Below are 15,310 nucleotides of genomic sequence, written 5' to 3'. Positions count from 1 at the left end.
TCACCCCGTAAAACTGATCGCCGAGTTGAAGCCCCACAGTGCGATCGACAGCACCATGTCGATGGCGATGATGGCCACCGAACTAGCGCGCACCGCACGACCCGACGCGATGCCGACGCCTTCGGGTCCGCCGGTGGCGAAGAACCCGAAGTAGCTGTGCACCAGGATCACGACCGTGCCGAACACGGCCACCTTGATCACCGCGGCGATCATGTCGAAGCCGGAGATGAACTGGAAGAAGTAGTGGTCGTACACGCCCGCGGACTGTCCGTAGACCATGGTGACCAGGCCGCGGCAGGCCGCGTAGGACAGGATCAGCGCGATCAGGAAGGTCGGCACGATGGCGATGGCGCCGGCGATCACGCGGGTGGTGACCACGAACGGCACCGACCGCAGACCCAGCGCTTCGATCGCGTCGATCTCCTCGGAGATGCGCATGGAGCCGATCTCGGCGGTGATCCGGCAGCCCGCCTGCGCGGCGAAACCGATGGCCGCCGCGATAGGGGCCAGCTCGCGGGTGGTGGCGTAGGCGGAGACCACACCGGAGACCGGGCCCATGCCGAGCATGTCGAGGGTGGCGAACGATTCCACGCCCACCGAGGCGCCCATCACCAGGCCGAGCACGATCATCATCGGCACGGTGCCACCGCCGACGATGATCGACCCGCGACCCCAGGTCATATCGGTGACCGCGCGCAGCGTTTCCTCGCGGTAGCGGCGCAGGGTCAGCGGCACCGAGGACAGCACCTGCCACACGAACACCGCGACGAAGCCCAGCGATTCACCGGCGGAGCCGATGCGCTTGCCGAGGCGGGCGGGACGGCGCAGCCAGTGCGCGGGAATGTAGGAGGAGGCAGCCATCACGCCAACTTCGTCGGGAGGAACATGGCGGTGATCTGGCTCGCCAGCAGGTTCACGATCGCGATCGAGACCACCGACAGCACCACCGCGGCGTTGACCGCGTCGGCGACACCGCGCGGTCCGCCTTTGGCTTCCAGGCCGCGCTGGCAGGCGATGATCACCACGAGGAAGCCGAAGATCAGGGCCTTGAGCAGCGACACCCACACGTCGGCGGTGGTGGCGAAGGCGCCGAAGGTCGACCAGTAGCTGCCCGGCGTGACGCCCTGGCCGCCCACGGCGACCGCGTAGCCGGCCAGCACGCCGACCAGGATGATCAGCACATTGAGCATGGGCGCCACGATCAGCATCGCGACCATGCGCGGGATGACCAGGCGATGCACCGGGTTGATGCCCATGGTGTTGAGCGCGTCGATCTCTTCGCGGATGGTGCGCGCGCCGAGGTCTGCCGCGATGGCCGCCGCACCGGCGCCGCCGAGCAGGAAGCCGGTGGCGATGGGCGCGCCCTGTTTGATCACGCCGAGGCCGCCGGTGGCGCCCAGCAGCGAGTCCGCGCCGAGGCTGTGGATGAGGTTGCCGACCTGGACCGAGACGATCACGCCGAACGGGATCGCCATCAGGATCGCGGGGATCGCGGTGACCGTGATCAGGCGCCAGGCCTGCACGAGAGTCTCACGCCATTGGAACTGTCGGCGGGCGATGTCGGAGACGGTGCCGCCGGTCGATTGCGCGGCGAGGTCGACCGCACGCCCGAAGGTCCGCAGCGACGACACGACGGTGTCGGTGAAGTTCTTGCGGACGATCTGGGTGGCGGACTCGCGCTTCGCGGAGCGCAGATCGGTGGACATCACAGATGTCTCCGTACCGCTCGTGAAGCACGGGGCTTGGTGATTTTCATACCGCACTCTCTGGCTTCGGCGTCGGTGCCAACTCCAGCAAGCTAACCGGTACTCTGCGTCACAACAAAATTTCGGGTGCGTGACCCTCGTCGCTTTTTCGTGGTTTCCATGACAGGTGCGCATCTTGTGTGATGCGCGACACCGGGGCTACGGGCTTGCGGCGAGGAACACAAACGCCGCGAACAACGCCAGGTGAACGCCACCGTGCAGCAAGGTTGCGCGGCCGGGAACGATGGTCAACGTGCTCACCACGACGGTCAGCGCGAGCAGCACCATCTGGGTGGGGCCAAGGCCAAGTACCAGCGGGCCGCTGAGCCAGATGGTCGCGATCGCGATCACCGGAATGGTCAGGCCGATGCTGGCCATGGCCGACCCCAGCGCCAGGTTCAAGCCGATCTGCACCTGATTGCGGCGCGCGGAGTTCACCGCGGCGATGGTCTCTGGCAGCAGCACCAGCATCGCGATCACCACACCCACCGCCGATTGCGGCAGGCCCGCCGCGGCCACGCCGGCCTCCAGCGCGGGCGAGACCACCTTGGCCAGGCCGACCACGCAGACCAGGGCCAGGCCCAACATGCCGAGACTGATCAGCGCGGCCCGCTTGGACGGCGCGTGCGCGTCACTGTCATCGACGGCGCCACCGTCTTCGACCGGAAGGAAATCGTCGGGGTGACGCACCGTCTGCACCATCACGAACAGCCCGTACAGCAGCAGCGACGCGACCGCGGCGAAGGCCAGCTGCGGCGGCGAGAACTCCGGGCCCGGCGCACTGGTGGTGAAGGTGGGCAGCACCAGACTCAGCGTGGCCAACGTCGCCACGGTGGCCAGCGCCGCGCCGGTGCCCTCGGCGTTGAACACCGCGACCCGCCTGCGCAGCGCACCCACCAGCAGCACCAAGCCGAAGATGCCGTTGCAGGTGATCATCACCGCGGCGAACACGGTGTCGCGGGCCAACGAGGCCGCCTTGTCGCCGCCGGAGATCATCATCGTCACGATCAGCGCCACCTCGATCACGGTCACCGCGACCGCCAGCACCAGCGAGCCGTAGGGTTCGCCGACCCGGTGCGCCACGATCTCGGCGTGGTAGACCGCCGCGAGCACCGCGCCGACCAGCGCGATACTGACCACCACCACGACCGGTCCCGGGATCGAACGACCCCAACTCAGGGCCAGTATCAGCGCGGCGAGGATGGGCACGTACATGGTCCATATGGTCCTCAGCGCGGCAATCATGGCCCCTATTGTTCCAGCCGCGGCCGGGTGCACCGGGTTTCGCCGCTGCGGGAATCCGGCGATGGATTCACCCGCACTCCCGCGATGGGGAACAATTGCGCGCGTGCGGACCCAGTTCACTCTCGAGCTCGTCGCTTTGGCCAACGATCTCACCCTGATGTCGCGCGTCGCCCACGACGCGACGCAGCGCGTCACCCAGGCGGTGGCCACTGCCGACCTCGCCGCCACCTACGAGGTGTTCGCACTCGACGAGCAGCTACAGGTGATGTTCGCCGCCTGCGAATCCCGCACCATGGCCCTGCTCGCACTGCAGGCTCCGGTGGCGCGCGACCTGCGCCATGTGGTGACCGCGATTCAGGTGGCCGGGGAGCTGTCGCGGATCGGTCGTCGCACCGAAACCGCTGGGCAGTACGTGTATCGGGCCCATCCGGGCACGGTCGCGCCCGCGCCGGTGATCGACGAACTGGTGTCGATGGGCACGCTGGCGTCGACCTGCGTGGCGCGCGTGGGCGCCTCGGTGGCCAGTGGTCGGGTCTGCGCCGACGACGGTGCCGATGCCGTCGCGATGGACACGCTGTGCAAGCAGTTGCGCACCGTGCTCACCGATTCCGGGGTCAGTGTCGAGGCCGCGATCGATATGGCGTTGCTGGGCAGTCAGTTCCAGCGTTGCGTGGACCACGCGGCGCGGATCGCCCGGCTGATTCGCTTCTTGGACACCGGAATTCCGCCCGAAGCGGGATCGCTGCCCGACTGAGAGCATTGTGATGTCGGTCACCTTCGGTTTGCGTACCGGCACAACAGGTCACCTCCGTCGATAGGTGAACGCTATTGCGCCGCAATCGGTTCGTGCCGGCTGTGCTGTGCGCGACCTCATAGCGGACAATCACAGACGACACCCGGTGTGGCCGTTAGGTTGTGCCGGTTCATTTTTCGACGAAGCGTGTGGGTGGTACGGGCATGAAGTGGTCCTCGATCAGTGGCTCTCCTGCGGGAAAGGCCCTGCTCGCCGTGCTCGGCGCGGTGCTCATCGCCGTGGTGGTGACGGTCGCGAACACCTTGTTGGACAAGGTGAGTCCCACCGCGCCCGGGCCCGGTTCGGCGGGTGCGGCGACGGTGTCGGGTAAGGAAGTCGGCGATCTGGTCGGCACGCTGGTGGTCGCGCCCGAAGGTCCGATGGCGGGATACACGCGCGAGAAGTTCCCGCACTGGGACACCAACAAGCCCGAGCACGGCTTCATCGGCGACCTGGCCCAGTACGCCAAATGCACCAGCCGCGAAGTGATGATGCTGCGCGACGCCAACGGCAAGGTGACCCTGGACGCCAAGACGTGTGACCTGAAGGTGGCCGCGGGCGGTGGCTGGCAGGACCACTACGGCTTCATCGACAAGAAGACCGGTGAGCTCGGGCCGTACAAGTTCATCACCGATCCGTCCAAGGTCGACGCCGAACACATTGTGGCCCTTGCCGAAGCGTGGCGTTCCGGTGCCGCCGACCGTGACGAGGACACCCGTCGTCGCATCGCCAACGACGCGCTGAACCTGGTCGCCGCCGACCCGTCGGCCAACCGTTCCAAGGGTGATCAGGATCCCGCGAACTACTTGCCGCCGGGCAACTTTCGGTGCGCCTATGTGGAGCACTACGTCAAGGTGAAGGTAAAATACGCCCTGACCGTCGATTCCGCCGAGCACGCCGCGTTGCGCACCGCAGTCGATGACTGCCTCCGCCGAGGAGAGTTCAAATAAGCGACATCATCGAGATCACCGCCGACAGTTCCGTCATGACCGAAGAGGAAGGGACGGTGTCGGGCGAGCTCGATGTGATGCTCGACGACGCGGGCCAGGGCCTGGTCCGTTATCGCGGCACCGACAGCTGGTACACCATCGGCAACATCGAGTGCGAGCCGCCGCGGACGTGGGATTGTGTCGCGGATCTGGTGAAAGCGATCAAGAAGGTCGCGGGCACCCGTGATGTCGCGGGGAACACGGTCGTGTTCGAAGCCTGAGATTCGATGGCAATCTGGTAGCTATGCCGACTGCCTATCGATCACCGCCCGAACTCGCCTGGTCCACGGTCTGCCGTCGGACGCCGGTGCTGCTGTGCCTGATCGCGACCGCGGCGGTGTTGATCACCGTGCTGACCTGGGAGGTCACCAGCGGCGTCACCGGGCTGGATACCTCGGTGTTGGATTGGATGATCGCGCATCGCGGTGAACCGCTGACCGGTATCGCGCAGGTGATCACCGATCTGGGCGACACCTTGTCGATGGCGATTCTCGCCGCGATCACCATCAGCTGGTTCGCGTGGCGGCGCGATCTGCCGATCGCGGTGCTGGTCGCGGTGACGTCGCTGGGCGCGGGGGTGCTGGTGTGGGTGATCAAGCGACTCGTGGGCAGGCAGCGACCGCCCGAGGTGTCGCGGCTGGTGTTCGAACCGAGCCTGTCGTATCCGTCGGGGCACACGCTCGGGTCCACCGTCGTGGTGGGCATCGTGGCGATCGTGCTGATTCCGCGGATCCGCACGCACTGCGTTCGCGCGGCTGCGACCGTGCTCGCGATCGCGTTTCCGGTCGCGGTCGGGTTGTCGCGGATCTACCTCGGCGTGCACTGGACCACCGATGTGTTCGCGGGCTGGATCATCGGACTGCTGTGGCTGGTGCTGTGTGTCACGGCCTTCACTCGCGTGTGGTGCGCGCCGATCGACCGGCCGTAGCTCAGTGCTTCGATACCTCGCTGCTATCGGCGCCCTGGTCCAGTAGTTTGGCGGCGATCTTCGACAGGGCCTCGTCGAGTAGGGCGCGGTCGGTGGGGTCCTCGGAATTCCAGTCGTCGAGGCGGTCACCGAGCCACTTGCGCCAGCCGACTCGCAGCTTGTCGACCTCGGTGGTGCCGTTGTCGGTCAGGGTCAGGGTGCCGCCGTCGTCGTGGAGTAGGCCCGCGTCGGTGGCCTGGCGGAACACCGGGGACAGCACTTCCACCGGCAGTTGGTGGCGGTAGGCGATGGCGTGCACGGTGGCCTGGATGCCCTCCTTGGAGTACAGGTACACCTGGCCCAGCGCCCATGCCGCGTCCGGGCTGAGCGTGCTGCCCGAGGCTGCGATGAGTTCGGGGATGATCGGCTTCTCGGCCCTGGCCTTGCGCACGGTCGTGGCCACCGAGCGTTCCAGTTGCACCACGCGGTCGTGCGAATCGGGCACCGAGAAGCCCTCGCCGACATCGCCCGCGCCGTGCCGGGAGCTGTCGCGCAGCCGCACCTGCGGCAGGAACCAGGACACGACGAAACCGACCAGGGCCACCGGTACGACCCAGCGGAACACGTGGTCGATCGAGTGCGCGTAGGCGTCGATGATGGGCGCGGCCTGCTCGTGCGGCAGTTCGCGCAGCAGTTTCGGGTTCGCGACGGCCTCGGGTGGGACGCCGTGCGCCTGTTTCAACGCCTGTTCCAGGGCGGGCTTGCTCTCGTTGGTGTACAGCGTGCCGAACACCGCGGTGCCGAAGGCGCTGCCCAGCGTGCGGAAGAACGTGACGCCCGACGTGGCGGTGCCGAGGTCTGCGTAGGGCACGGTGTTCTGCACGACGATGGTGAGCACCTGCATCGACAGGCCCAGGCCCGCGCCGAGAATGAGCATGTACAGCGATTCCAGCCACACGCTCGTGTCGTGCCCCATCGTGGACATCAAACCCAGACCCACCGCCATCACCGCCATGCCCACGACCGGGAAATACCGGTACCGGCCGGTCTTGCCCACGACCTGACCGGAGAAGATCGAGGTGATGAACAGGCCGACCACCAGCGGTAACGTGCGCACACCCGAACTCGTGGCCGACTCGCCGTCGACGTACTGCAGGTAGGCAGGCAGGTACGTCATCGAGCCGAGCATCGCGAAACCGACGATGAAACTGAGCACCGACGACACCGTGAACACCCGGCTGCTGAACAACCGCATCGGCAGCATCGGCTCCTTCGCCCGGTTCTCCACCAGCACGAACCCGGTGATCAGCACCGCGGCGAGCACGAACAAACCGATGATCTGCCAAGAGCCCCACGGGAATTCGTTACCGCCGAACTCCAGGCCGAGGATCAGCGCGGAGACACCGAGCGCAACCAGGCCGATGCCCAGGTAGTCGATCACCGGGCGGGCCACCGAGCGCAGATGCGGCAGCGTGCGCGCGGCCATCACCACCATGATGATCGCGATCGGCACGTTCACGTAGAAGCACCAGCGCCAGCTCGCGTGGTCGGTGAACAGGCCGCCCAGCGTCGGCCCGACCACGGTGGTCACGCCGAACACCGCGCCCAGCGCGCCCTGGTACTTGCCGCGTTCGCGCAGCGGGATCGTGTCGGCGATCAACGCCATCGAGGTCACCATCAGCCCGCCCGCGCCGATGCCCTGGATGCCGCGCGCCACGATCAGCACGAGCATGCTGTTGGCGACACCGGCCAGCGCCGAACCCGCGATGAAGATGACGCCGCTGAGCTGGAACAGCAGTTTGCGGCCGAACAGGTCACCGAGTTTGCCCGCGAGCACGGTCGCGACGGCCTCGGCCAGCAGATACGAGGTCACCACCCAGGCCATGTGCCCGGCGCTGCCCAGATCGGCCACGATCGAGGGCAGCGCGGCCGACACGATGGTCTGGTCGAGCGCGGACATGAGCATGCCCAGCGTCACGGTCGCGAAGACGAGATTGATCTTCGTCTTGCTCATCGGCTCGACTGGCTTGTCTGCAGCAACACCATCCGGCATTGGCTCAGTATGGGCTTTCCTTGCTGCTGTGGGGTTCCAGTGACACGGCAGCAACCGGACCGATATCTCAACGCACGGCGTAACTTCCCAAGCCCGGCTCTAGCGCGTCGAAGGCTATGCGGGCATCGCGGAACAGCGCGGCGGCGATCGCGTCGTTGGATTCACCGGCGAGAGTGCGACGGGTGACTTCGTCGAACAAGACCCGTTCGACGCCGGCGAGTTGGGCCGCGGCGACCCGGGGGGTGATGTCGTCGGCGCCCGTCTCCGCAGCCAACGTTTTCGCCAACGCCACCTCGCGGTCGTCGTGGAACTCGCGCACGCGTGCGGTGAGCGCGGGGCTGTCGGCGATCATCCTGGCGAACGGTTCTCCGCTGAAACCGATGAGCATGCTGTGCGCCGCGACCGCCGTCAGGTAGGCGTGACGCAGCGCGGCCAACGCCGACTGGCCCGGCTCGCGTTCCCGCACGACCGCGGCGAGCTGGTCGATGTAGACCTCCCCCAGGTCGAGGGCGAGATCTTCCTTGCGGGGGAAGTAGTTGGTGACGGTCATCTTGGCCACGTCCGCGGCTGCCGCGACCTCGGCGATGGTCACCCGGTCGAACCCCCGCGCCAGGAACAGCTCGGTGGCCCGGTCGGAGATGTGTTCCCTGGTCTGCTGCTTCTTTCTGGCGCGAAGCCCCTGTTGCGTGGTCATGTCAGCAGCATATCTGAACTCGTCACAAAATTGTTCTTGACATATTTTTAGGTTGGTTCTAAGTTTGTGATCGTCGCCGCCAGCGACACGATCGAAGGAGACAGCGCATGCCGCACGGAACCGATATCGCCGCAAGCCCCCTCAGCACCCGTTCCACCCTCGAAGGAGCAGCCGATATGGCCCGATTCACGCGCAACGCACTCGACAACGTGGTCCGCGAGACCGAACCCCGCCGGTCCCGGGCGGCACGACGCACCGAAGCGCCGTTCCCCGCGCAGCGCCGACGCGGCACCGACTCGGCCATTCGCGGTTCACAGACCCGGTCGTCGGCCGTCCGCCGTCCGATCCGGATTCCCGGCAAGTAGTCACTGCAATTCCCGACCGGTGGGGCGCGCCCTCGCCCCACCGGTCACCACCTCCGGCCGCACTTCGAACGGGAGTTCTCTTGACCACCACCGTGTCCACCGATCCCATTCGCGACTACCTGTCCACCATCGGCCGCACTCCCCTGCTGACCGCCGAGCAGGAATACGCCCTCGGCGCGCGCATCGCCGCCGGTGTCGCCGCGCGTGCTGAAATCGACACGGCGGGAGCCGAACTCACACCTTCGCGACGAGAACTGTTGCGCCGCACCGAACTCGACGGCTTGCGCGCGAAAGATCAGATGGTGCGGGCGAATCTGCGGCTGGTCGTGTCGATCGCGCGGCGGTTCCCGACCAATACCGGGATGTCACTGCTGGATCTGATCCAGGAGGGCACGGTCGGGTTGATGCGCGCGGTGGAGAAGTTCGATCACGAGCGCGGGCTCAAGCTGTCCACGTATGCGACGTACTGGATTCGGCAGTCGATCGGGCGCGCGCTCACCGATCAGGGGCGCGCGATTCGGTTGCCCTCGAATGTGGCCGATGTACTGCACCGGGTGATTCGGGTGCGGCGCGAGTTGGCGCACCAGCTGGGGCGCGCGGCCACCACGGAGGAGCTGGCGGCGGGCGCCGCGCTCACGGTCGCGCAGGTCGAGGCGGTGTTGCGGCACGAAGCCGAGCCGGTGTCGCTGCACGCGCCCATCGGCGAGGACACCGATCTGGGTTCGCTGCTGCCCGACACCGGGCCCGCGCCCGCCGACGTGGTGGCCGAGCAGATGCTCGGCGGCTATGTCGAGGAAGCGCTGAAAGTGCTGACCGAACGCGAATCCGCTGTCATCCGACTGCGTTTCGGCCTAGACCGCGGTGAAGGCCGCACTTTGGAGGAGGTGGGGACGGCGCTGGGCTTCTCGCGTGAGCGGGCGCGGCAGATCGAGGCGAAGGCCATGACCAAACTGCGCAAACCCGCCTGCGCCCGTACGCTGAGCGGATTGCTGGGCTGACCTTCCACCCGAACTTACTCCAGAGTAAGATCGGGCGCATGGCATGGAAACCAACTGACATCGCGGACCAGTCCGGGCGCACGTTCGTGATCACCGGGGCCAACGGCGGCCTCGGTGCCGAAACCACCAAGGTGCTGGCCGCCAAGGGTGCGACGGTGATCATGGCCTGCCGCAACGCGAGCAAAGCGCAGCCGATCGCCGACGCCATCGACGGCGACGTGCGCGTGGCCGCGCTCGACCTGGCCGACCTGGCTTCCGTGCGCGAATTCGCTTCGCAGCAGGGCGAATTCGATGTGCTGATCAACAACGCGGGTCTGATGAACGTCCCGTTCTCGCGCACCGCCGACGGCTTCGAGACCCAGTTCGGCGTCAACCACCTCGGTCACTTCGCGCTCACCGGGCTGCTGCTCGACCGCGTCCGCGACCGGGTGGTCTCGCTCGCCAGCATCGCCCACAAGCAGACACCGAAGCTGTGGATCGACGACCTCAACTACGAGAACCGCCGCTACCAGCGCAATCTCGCCTACGCCCAGGCCAAGCTCGCCAACCTGATGTTCGGCCGTGAACTGCAGCGCAGGCTCGCCGAGGCCGGTTCAGCGAAGAAGTCCTACGCGGTGCACCCCGGTGTCTCGGCCACGGACCTGTTCGCCCGCACCGAAACTCCGCTCGACCGGGTCAGCAAGCCGTTCATCAAACTCATCGGCCACGCCCCACACAAGGCCGCCCACTCCACCCTGTTCGCGGCCACCGAACCCGCGGCCGATCCCACCGTGTACTGGGGCCCCAACCGGTTGATGCAGTCGCAGGGACCGGTCGAGGCCTGCCCGTCCAGCAAGATCTCGCGTGATCCCGAGCTGCTGCGGCGCCTGTGGGAGGAATCCGAGCGGATGACCGGGATCAGCTACAAGTTCTGAGTCATGCCACGGTGAGCACGATCTTGCCGCGGGTGCGCTGATTGTCGCTGATCTCGTGGGCCTTGCTCACCAGTTCCAGCGGCAGGACGGTTTCGACGTGGGGTCGCAGCGCACCCGCTTCGACCAACTCTGTGATGGCGCGCAGGCCGCCGTTGTCGGGCTCGACGATCATGAAGCCCGCGCGCACGCCGAGTGGGCCTGCCTCGTCGACCAAGGCCGCTTCGGCCGGGGAGGCCAGTGAGACGATGATGCCGCCGGGGCGCAGGGTTCGCAGCGAGCGCGGGCCGTATTCGCCGCCGATGGTGTCGATGACCACGTCGATATCGCGGGCCGCTTCTTCGAAATCTGTTGTGGTGTAGTCGATTACCTCGTCGGCGCCGAGTTCGCGGACGAAGTCGTGGTTGTCGGCGCGTGCCGTGGCGAGCACGTACGCGCCACGCGCCTTGGCGATCTGCACCGCGACATGGCCGACCCCGCCCGCGGCCGCGTGGATCAGCACCCGCTGGCCCGGCTGCACATCGGCGGTGTCGACGAGTGCTTGCCAGGCGGTGAGCGCGACGAGTGCCAGCGCGCCCGCCTCGATATGGGTGAGGTTCGTCGGCTTATGTGCGAGATGACGGGCCGGTGCGGTGACGTACTCGGCGTAGGTGCCCGCCGCGTACGGCAGGCGCGGCATGCCGAACACCTCGTCGCCGGGAGCGAACAGTGTCACACCGACACCGACCGCCTCGACCACGCCGGACACATCCCAGCCCAGCCGGACCATCTTGCCGAACAGCCCACCGCTGCCGCGATGCCAGGAATCGGTCGGGTTCACCCCGGCCGCGTGGACCCGGACCAGTACTTCCGACGGTCCCGGTGTCGGCTTGTCGACCTCGACCACCCGCAGTACCTCGGGTCCGCCGAAGATGTCCTGACCGATTGCCCGCATGACTCGTTCTCCTTGTGTCGCACGCCGTTTCGAGGGGAACCGGCGATGTGCGGACAACGATGCCCGGCCCGCGAGGCGGCGGCGAGTGGCAAGAAGGCCAATATGTGCAAGAATCTTGCCATGCATCGCGTGGTGGTTCTGGCACTGGACGGGGTCTATCCGTTCGAACTGGGGATTCCGGCCCGGATCTTCGGCACGGCGACCGATTCCGGCGGTGCCGCGCTCTACGACGTGCGCACCTGCAGCCTCGACGGTGCGCCGGTGACGACGAACGCCGACTTCACCATCGCCGTCGGATTCGACAGCAGCGCGCTCGAGGAAGCCGACACCGTGGTGATCCCGCCGTTCTCCGCGTGTGACGCGCCGGAATCGGAGTGGATGCCCGCCGACCTGGCTCGGGCTCTGGCCCGCGTGCGACCCGAGACGCGGATCGTGTCGATCTGCACCGCCGCGTTCGTGCTGGCCGCGCTCGGCCTGCTCGACGACCGCCCCGCCACCACGCACTGGAAGCAGGCCGACCGGTTCCGCAGCCTGTTCCCGCAGGTCAGGATGGACGCCGATGTGCTGTTCGTCGACGAGGGCCGCATCGTCACCGCCGCGGGCAGCGCTGCCGGGATCGACGCGTGCCTGCACCTGCTGCGTCGCGATCACGGCAGTGTGGTCGCCAATCGGGTCGCTCGCCTGTGCATCGTGCCGCCGTGGCGCGACGGCGGCCAGGCCCAGTTCATCGACCGTCCGATTCCCGAACTCACCGCCGCGACCACCGCCGCGACCCGGGCCTGGGCCCTGAACCACCTCGATCGCCCGCTCCCGCTCACCGAACTCGCCGCCCACGCGCGGATGAGCGTGCGCACCTTCTGCCGCCGCTTCCGCGAGGAGACCGGCCTACCACCCGGCCAATGGCTCACCCAGCAACGCGTCGACCACGCCCGCCACCTGCTCGAAGCCACCGACCTGCCGATCGACCGGGTCGCCGCCGACGCGGGCCTCGGCACCGCCACGTCGCTGCGCCAACACCTCGCCAACACCATCGGCGTCTCCCCCACCGCCTACCGCCAAACCTTCCGGAACGACCCGGCTGTGACGCCCGCCGCTGCGGCCCCTGCCTGCCGCGACCTGGTCCTACGGGCGCTGTAGTAGGCGGGTACCGTGGAGCGCGTGTCCGCTCCACCTCCTCGCCCGGCGCATAACCGTCCGGCCCTGATCGCGCTGGTCGTTGTTGTCGCGTCGGGGTGTCTGGCGCTGGCCTGGTGGCAGTGGGAACGGTTCGAATCGGGGACCGGAACCGGGCAGAATCTCGGCTACGCGCTGCAATGGCCGCTGTTCGCCGGGTTCGCGGTGTTCGCCTATGTGCGGTTCGTGCGGTTGGAACGCGAGGCCGAACAGCCCGTCGCTCCCCGCCCCGACAAGGTCGAGCCCGCGCGCGAGATCCCCCCGGGGATTCTGCCCGAACGGCCAAAAGCCGCGCCCGCCGACGACCCGGAAACCGCGGCTTACAACCAGTACCTGGCGCAACTACACGCCAACGACATCGATGCGCAGGTCCGCACCGCCGGCTTGCACTCCCCCGAGAGGAACGCCGGGTGACCACCTCCGAAGACCACACCGCGACCACCGCACCGACACCGCCCGCCGGTGCGGCAGGCCGCGACAAGATCCGCACCGCGCTCACCCGCTACCGGGTGCTGGCCTGGATCACCGGTGTGTGGCTGCTCGTGCTGACCGGTGAACTGATCTACAAGTACCTGATCCTGGACGACAAGAACGAGGCACCGGCCTGGTTCTTCTACATCGGCCAGGCGCACGGCGTGTTCTACATGGTGTACCTGGCGTTGACCATCGACCTCGCGATCAAGGTCCGTTGGCAGCCGAAGCGGACGGTGCTCACGGCGCTGGCCGGCACCATTCCGTTCCTGTCGTTCTACGCCGAACACCTCAATGCCAAGGCCGTGAAGCAGCAGTTCGGGCTGTAGACCCCCACGAAAAGCGCCGCCGCTCCGGATTATTCGGGGCGGCGGCGCTTTCGTTGTGCGGTCATCGTGCTGGACACGCGATCACCAGGCAATCACGCAAACATCGGCCGAGTAGAAATCTGCGCCAAAGCCTGGTGATCTTGATTCGATGTCAGCCCAGTGCGGCCAGGGCGGGGATGAGCTGGGTCAGGGCGCGGCCTCGGTGGGAGGCGGCGTCCTTTTCGGCGGGGGTGAGTTCGGCGGCGGAGGTGGTGCCGCCCTCGGGGATGAACAGCGGGTCGTAGCCGAAACCGCCGTCGCCGTGGGGTTCGCGGGCGATGGTGCCCGGCCATTCGCCGCGCACGACCGTGGTGGTGCCGTCGGGCAGGACCAGCGCGCAGGTGGACACGAAGCGGGCGCCGCGACGGTCGTCGGGGACATCGCCGAGTTGGGCCAGCAGCAAGGTGTTGTTCGCCGCGTCGTCGCCGTGGCCGCCTGCCCAGCGGGCCGACAGCACGCCCGGCATGCCGTTGAGTGCGTCGACCTCGACACCGGAATCGTCTGCCACGCAGGGCATTCCGGTGGCGACGGCACCGTCGCGGGCCTTGGCAATCGCGTTCTCCTCGAAGGTGGCGCCGGTTTCGGGGGCCTCCTCGTAGGGCGGCACCTCGTTCAGACTCACCAATTCGATTCCGGCGACGCCGGCTTCGTCGAGGATCCGGCGAAGTTCGTTCAGCTTCTTGGCATTTCGGCTGGCCACCAGCACGCGCACGGCCACGACTACTTCTTCGCCGACGGCTCGGGCAGCACACCCGGGTACGGCAGCGCCAGCGCCGCCTTCTGGATCGCGAACAGTTGGTCCGCACCCAGGAACGCCGAGTCCAGCATTCTGTCCAGGGTCGACCGGGGGAAGGTCGCGCCCTCGCCGGTGCCCTGGATCTCGACCAGGGTGCCGGTGTCGGTGGCGACCACGTTCATGTCGACCTCGGCGCGCGAATCCTCCTCGTAGGGCAGGTCCAAGCGCACGCGACCGTCGACCACGCCGACGCTGACCGCGGCGATCATGCACGAAATAGGTTGCGGGTCAGCCAGTTTGCCCGCGGCGGCCAGGTACGTCACCGCATCGCACAGGGCCACGTAGGCGCCGGTGATCGCGGCGGTGCGGGTGCCACCGTCGGCCTGCAGCACGTCGCAGTCCAGCGCGATGGTGTTCTCGCCCAACGCGGCCAGGTCGATGCAGGCCCGCAGCGAACGCCCGATCAGCCTGCTGATCTCCTGCGTGCGCCCACCGACCTTGCCCTTCACCGACTCGCGCCCACTGCGGGTGTGCGTGGCGGCGGGCAGCATCGCGTACTCCGCGGTCAACCACCCCAACCCCGAATCCCGGCGCCACGGCGGCACCCCTTCGGTCACGCTCGCGGTACACATCACCCGCGTCTGCCCGAATTCCACCAGCACCGACCCCGCCGGATGCGCAGTGAAACCCCGAGTGATCTTCACGTCGCGGAGTTCGTCATCCGCCCTACCGTCAGCTCGTCTAGACACAGCGCCACACTAGCTGGTTCCTCCCACACCACATCCAGCCACACCGAACACCCCAAATCCACATGCCTGCACACACCCAGCCCACACCTGCGACCCATAGGGAGCAGCGGCCACGAAGTGGCCGTAGCGGCCCGGCCGCGAGTTAGCCGCCGTTGCGTCCGAGGCGAAGCCTCAAGCAA

18 protein-coding genes are annotated in these 15,310 nt (G+C 67.4%); 10 read left to right on the top strand and 8 right to left on the bottom strand.

Annotation, left to right across the window (positions count from 1 at the left end; genetic code table 11):
• The 3 genes from ACFWVD_RS27180 to ACFWVD_RS27170 form a co-directional block, all read right to left on the bottom strand.
• Positions 1 to 861, bottom strand: a complete 861-nt coding sequence (locus ACFWVD_RS27180; RefSeq protein WP_379247539.1) for an MlaE family ABC transporter permease — start codon at positions 859 to 861, stop codon at positions 1 to 3.
• Complete coding sequence (locus ACFWVD_RS27175; protein WP_379247537.1) at positions 861 to 1,706, bottom strand: MlaE family ABC transporter permease; 846 nt, start codon at positions 1,704 to 1,706, stop codon at positions 861 to 863. Before ACFWVD_RS27175 ends, ACFWVD_RS27180 begins: the two co-directional genes overlap by 1 nt.
• A gap of 198 nt (positions 1,707 to 1,904) precedes the next feature.
• Positions 1,905 to 2,990 (bottom strand): calcium:proton antiporter, encoded by a 1,086-nt coding sequence (locus tag ACFWVD_RS27170; protein WP_379247535.1) that lies wholly within the window; start codon positions 2,988 to 2,990, stop codon positions 1,905 to 1,907.
• A 103-nt stretch (positions 2,991 to 3,093) separates the two neighbouring features.
• Between ACFWVD_RS27170 and ACFWVD_RS27165 the strand changes: the two genes are divergently transcribed.
• The 4 genes from ACFWVD_RS27165 (at position 3,094) to ACFWVD_RS27150 (ending at position 5,700) form a co-directional block, all read left to right on the top strand.
• The gene (locus ACFWVD_RS27165) at positions 3,094 to 3,744 is read left to right on the top strand and encodes a phosphate uptake regulator PhoU (RefSeq protein ID WP_379247533.1); all 651 of its coding nucleotides are present in this window, start codon (positions 3,094 to 3,096) and stop codon (positions 3,742 to 3,744) included.
• Between the two features lie 203 nt (positions 3,745 to 3,947).
• Positions 3,948 to 4,733 (top strand): HNH endonuclease family protein, encoded by a 786-nt coding sequence (locus ACFWVD_RS27160; protein ID WP_379247531.1) that lies wholly within the window; start codon positions 3,948 to 3,950, stop codon positions 4,731 to 4,733.
• Between the two features lie 35 nt (positions 4,734 to 4,768).
• Positions 4,769 to 4,993: a hypothetical protein gene (locus tag ACFWVD_RS27155; RefSeq protein WP_379247529.1), complete on the top strand. Its 225-nt coding sequence runs from the start codon at positions 4,769 to 4,771 to the stop codon at positions 4,991 to 4,993.
• 23 nt (positions 4,994 to 5,016) lie between these two features.
• Complete coding sequence (locus ACFWVD_RS27150) at positions 5,017 to 5,700, top strand: phosphatase PAP2 family protein (RefSeq protein WP_379247527.1); 684 nt, start codon at positions 5,017 to 5,019, stop codon at positions 5,698 to 5,700.
• A 1-nt stretch (position 5,701) separates the two neighbouring features.
• On the opposite strand, the gene ACFWVD_RS27145 is transcribed toward ACFWVD_RS27150, so the two are convergent.
• Both ACFWVD_RS27145 and ACFWVD_RS27140 read right to left on the bottom strand, forming a co-directional pair.
• Positions 5,702 to 7,693 carry an MDR family MFS transporter gene (locus tag ACFWVD_RS27145; protein WP_379247525.1) on the bottom strand — a complete coding sequence of 664 codons (1,992 nt, stop codon included), beginning with the start codon at positions 7,691 to 7,693 and terminating at the stop codon, positions 5,702 to 5,704.
• Positions 7,694 to 7,799: 106 nt separating this feature from the next.
• The gene (locus tag ACFWVD_RS27140; RefSeq protein WP_379247523.1) at positions 7,800 to 8,426 is read right to left on the bottom strand and encodes a TetR/AcrR family transcriptional regulator; all 627 of its coding nucleotides are present in this window, start codon (positions 8,424 to 8,426) and stop codon (positions 7,800 to 7,802) included.
• A gap of 107 nt (positions 8,427 to 8,533) precedes the next feature.
• Between ACFWVD_RS27140 and ACFWVD_RS27135 the strand changes: the two genes are divergently transcribed.
• From ACFWVD_RS27135 to ACFWVD_RS27125, 3 genes are all read left to right on the top strand, one after another.
• Complete coding sequence (locus ACFWVD_RS27135; RefSeq protein WP_379247521.1) at positions 8,534 to 8,791, top strand: hypothetical protein; 258 nt, start codon at positions 8,534 to 8,536, stop codon at positions 8,789 to 8,791.
• An 80-nt stretch (positions 8,792 to 8,871) separates the two neighbouring features.
• Positions 8,872 to 9,789 carry an RNA polymerase sigma factor RpoD/SigA gene (locus ACFWVD_RS27130; protein WP_379247520.1) on the top strand — a complete coding sequence of 306 codons (918 nt, stop codon included), beginning with the start codon at positions 8,872 to 8,874 and terminating at the stop codon, positions 9,787 to 9,789.
• A 38-nt stretch (positions 9,790 to 9,827) separates the two neighbouring features.
• On the top strand, positions 9,828 to 10,703 hold the full coding sequence (locus ACFWVD_RS27125) for an oxidoreductase (protein WP_379247518.1): 876 nt from the start codon (positions 9,828 to 9,830) through the stop codon (positions 10,701 to 10,703).
• A 1-nt stretch (position 10,704) separates the two neighbouring features.
• On the opposite strand, the gene ACFWVD_RS27120 is transcribed toward ACFWVD_RS27125, so the two are convergent.
• On the bottom strand, positions 10,705 to 11,634 hold the full coding sequence (locus tag ACFWVD_RS27120) for an NADP-dependent oxidoreductase (RefSeq protein WP_379247516.1): 930 nt from the start codon (positions 11,632 to 11,634) through the stop codon (positions 10,705 to 10,707).
• A 102-nt stretch (positions 11,635 to 11,736) separates the two neighbouring features.
• Here ACFWVD_RS27120 and ACFWVD_RS27115 point away from each other — a divergent pair, with 102 nt between their 5' ends.
• The 3 genes from ACFWVD_RS27115 to ACFWVD_RS27105 are packed head-to-tail and all read left to right on the top strand — an operon-like array spanning position 11,737 to position 13,607.
• Entirely contained in the window at positions 11,737 to 12,771 is a 1,035-nt protein-coding gene (locus ACFWVD_RS27115) for a GlxA family transcriptional regulator (protein WP_379247514.1), read from the top strand.
• 21 nt (positions 12,772 to 12,792) lie between these two features.
• Complete coding sequence (locus tag ACFWVD_RS27110; protein WP_379247512.1) at positions 12,793 to 13,221, top strand: transcriptional regulator; 429 nt, start codon at positions 12,793 to 12,795, stop codon at positions 13,219 to 13,221.
• Positions 13,218 to 13,607, top strand: a complete 390-nt coding sequence (locus ACFWVD_RS27105) for a DUF3817 domain-containing protein (RefSeq protein WP_379247510.1) — start codon at positions 13,218 to 13,220, stop codon at positions 13,605 to 13,607. The genes ACFWVD_RS27110 and ACFWVD_RS27105 overlap by 4 nt, the downstream gene beginning before the upstream one ends.
• Positions 13,608 to 13,758: 151 nt before the next feature.
• On the opposite strand, the gene rdgB is transcribed toward ACFWVD_RS27105, so the two are convergent.
• Together rdgB and rph are read right to left on the bottom strand one after the other, a co-directional pair.
• Positions 13,759 to 14,364 carry an RdgB/HAM1 family non-canonical purine NTP pyrophosphatase gene (gene rdgB / locus ACFWVD_RS27100; protein ID WP_379247508.1) on the bottom strand — a complete coding sequence of 202 codons (606 nt, stop codon included), beginning with the start codon at positions 14,362 to 14,364 and terminating at the stop codon, positions 13,759 to 13,761.
• 2 nt (positions 14,365 to 14,366) lie between these two features.
• A complete protein-coding gene (gene rph, locus ACFWVD_RS27095; RefSeq protein ID WP_379247506.1) occupies positions 14,367 to 15,131 on the bottom strand; it encodes a ribonuclease PH in 765 nt (254 codons plus the stop codon).
• Positions 15,132 to 15,310 lie beyond the last annotated feature (179 nt).

It is taken from the genome of Nocardia sp. NPDC058666 (assembly GCF_042714895.1).
Lineage (GTDB): Bacteria > Actinomycetota > Actinomycetes > Mycobacteriales > Mycobacteriaceae > Nocardia.
This window is presented reverse-complemented; position numbering and strand designations above follow the sequence as displayed.

Bases quoted from the DNA above. Each gene is read 5' to 3' on its own strand.
- ACFWVD_RS27180 (WP_379247539.1), bottom strand. From the start codon at position 861: ATGGCTGCCTCCTCCTACATTCCCGCGCACTGGCTGCGCCGTCCCGCC.
- ACFWVD_RS27175 (WP_379247537.1), bottom strand. From the start codon at position 1,706: ATGTCCACCGATCTGCGCTCCGCGAAGCGCGAGTCCGCCACCCAGATC.
- ACFWVD_RS27170 (WP_379247535.1), bottom strand. From the start codon at position 2,990: ATGATTGCCGCGCTGAGGACCATATGGACCATGTACGTGCCCATCCTC.
- ACFWVD_RS27160 (WP_379247531.1), top strand. From the start codon at position 3,948: ATGAAGTGGTCCTCGATCAGTGGCTCTCCTGCGGGAAAGGCCCTGCTC.
- ACFWVD_RS27155 (WP_379247529.1), top strand. From the start codon at position 4,769: ATGACCGAAGAGGAAGGGACGGTGTCGGGCGAGCTCGATGTGATGCTC.
- ACFWVD_RS27150 (WP_379247527.1), top strand. From the start codon at position 5,017: ATGCCGACTGCCTATCGATCACCGCCCGAACTCGCCTGGTCCACGGTC.
- ACFWVD_RS27145 (WP_379247525.1), bottom strand. From the start codon at position 7,693: ATGAGCAAGACGAAGATCAATCTCGTCTTCGCGACCGTGACGCTGGGC.
- ACFWVD_RS27140 (WP_379247523.1), bottom strand. From the start codon at position 8,426: ATGACCACGCAACAGGGGCTTCGCGCCAGAAAGAAGCAGCAGACCAGG.
- ACFWVD_RS27135 (WP_379247521.1), top strand. From the start codon at position 8,534: ATGCCGCACGGAACCGATATCGCCGCAAGCCCCCTCAGCACCCGTTCC.
- ACFWVD_RS27125 (WP_379247518.1), top strand. From the start codon at position 9,828: ATGGCATGGAAACCAACTGACATCGCGGACCAGTCCGGGCGCACGTTC.
- ACFWVD_RS27120 (WP_379247516.1), bottom strand. From the start codon at position 11,634: ATGCGGGCAATCGGTCAGGACATCTTCGGCGGACCCGAGGTACTGCGG.
- ACFWVD_RS27115 (WP_379247514.1), top strand. From the start codon at position 11,737: ATGTGCAAGAATCTTGCCATGCATCGCGTGGTGGTTCTGGCACTGGAC.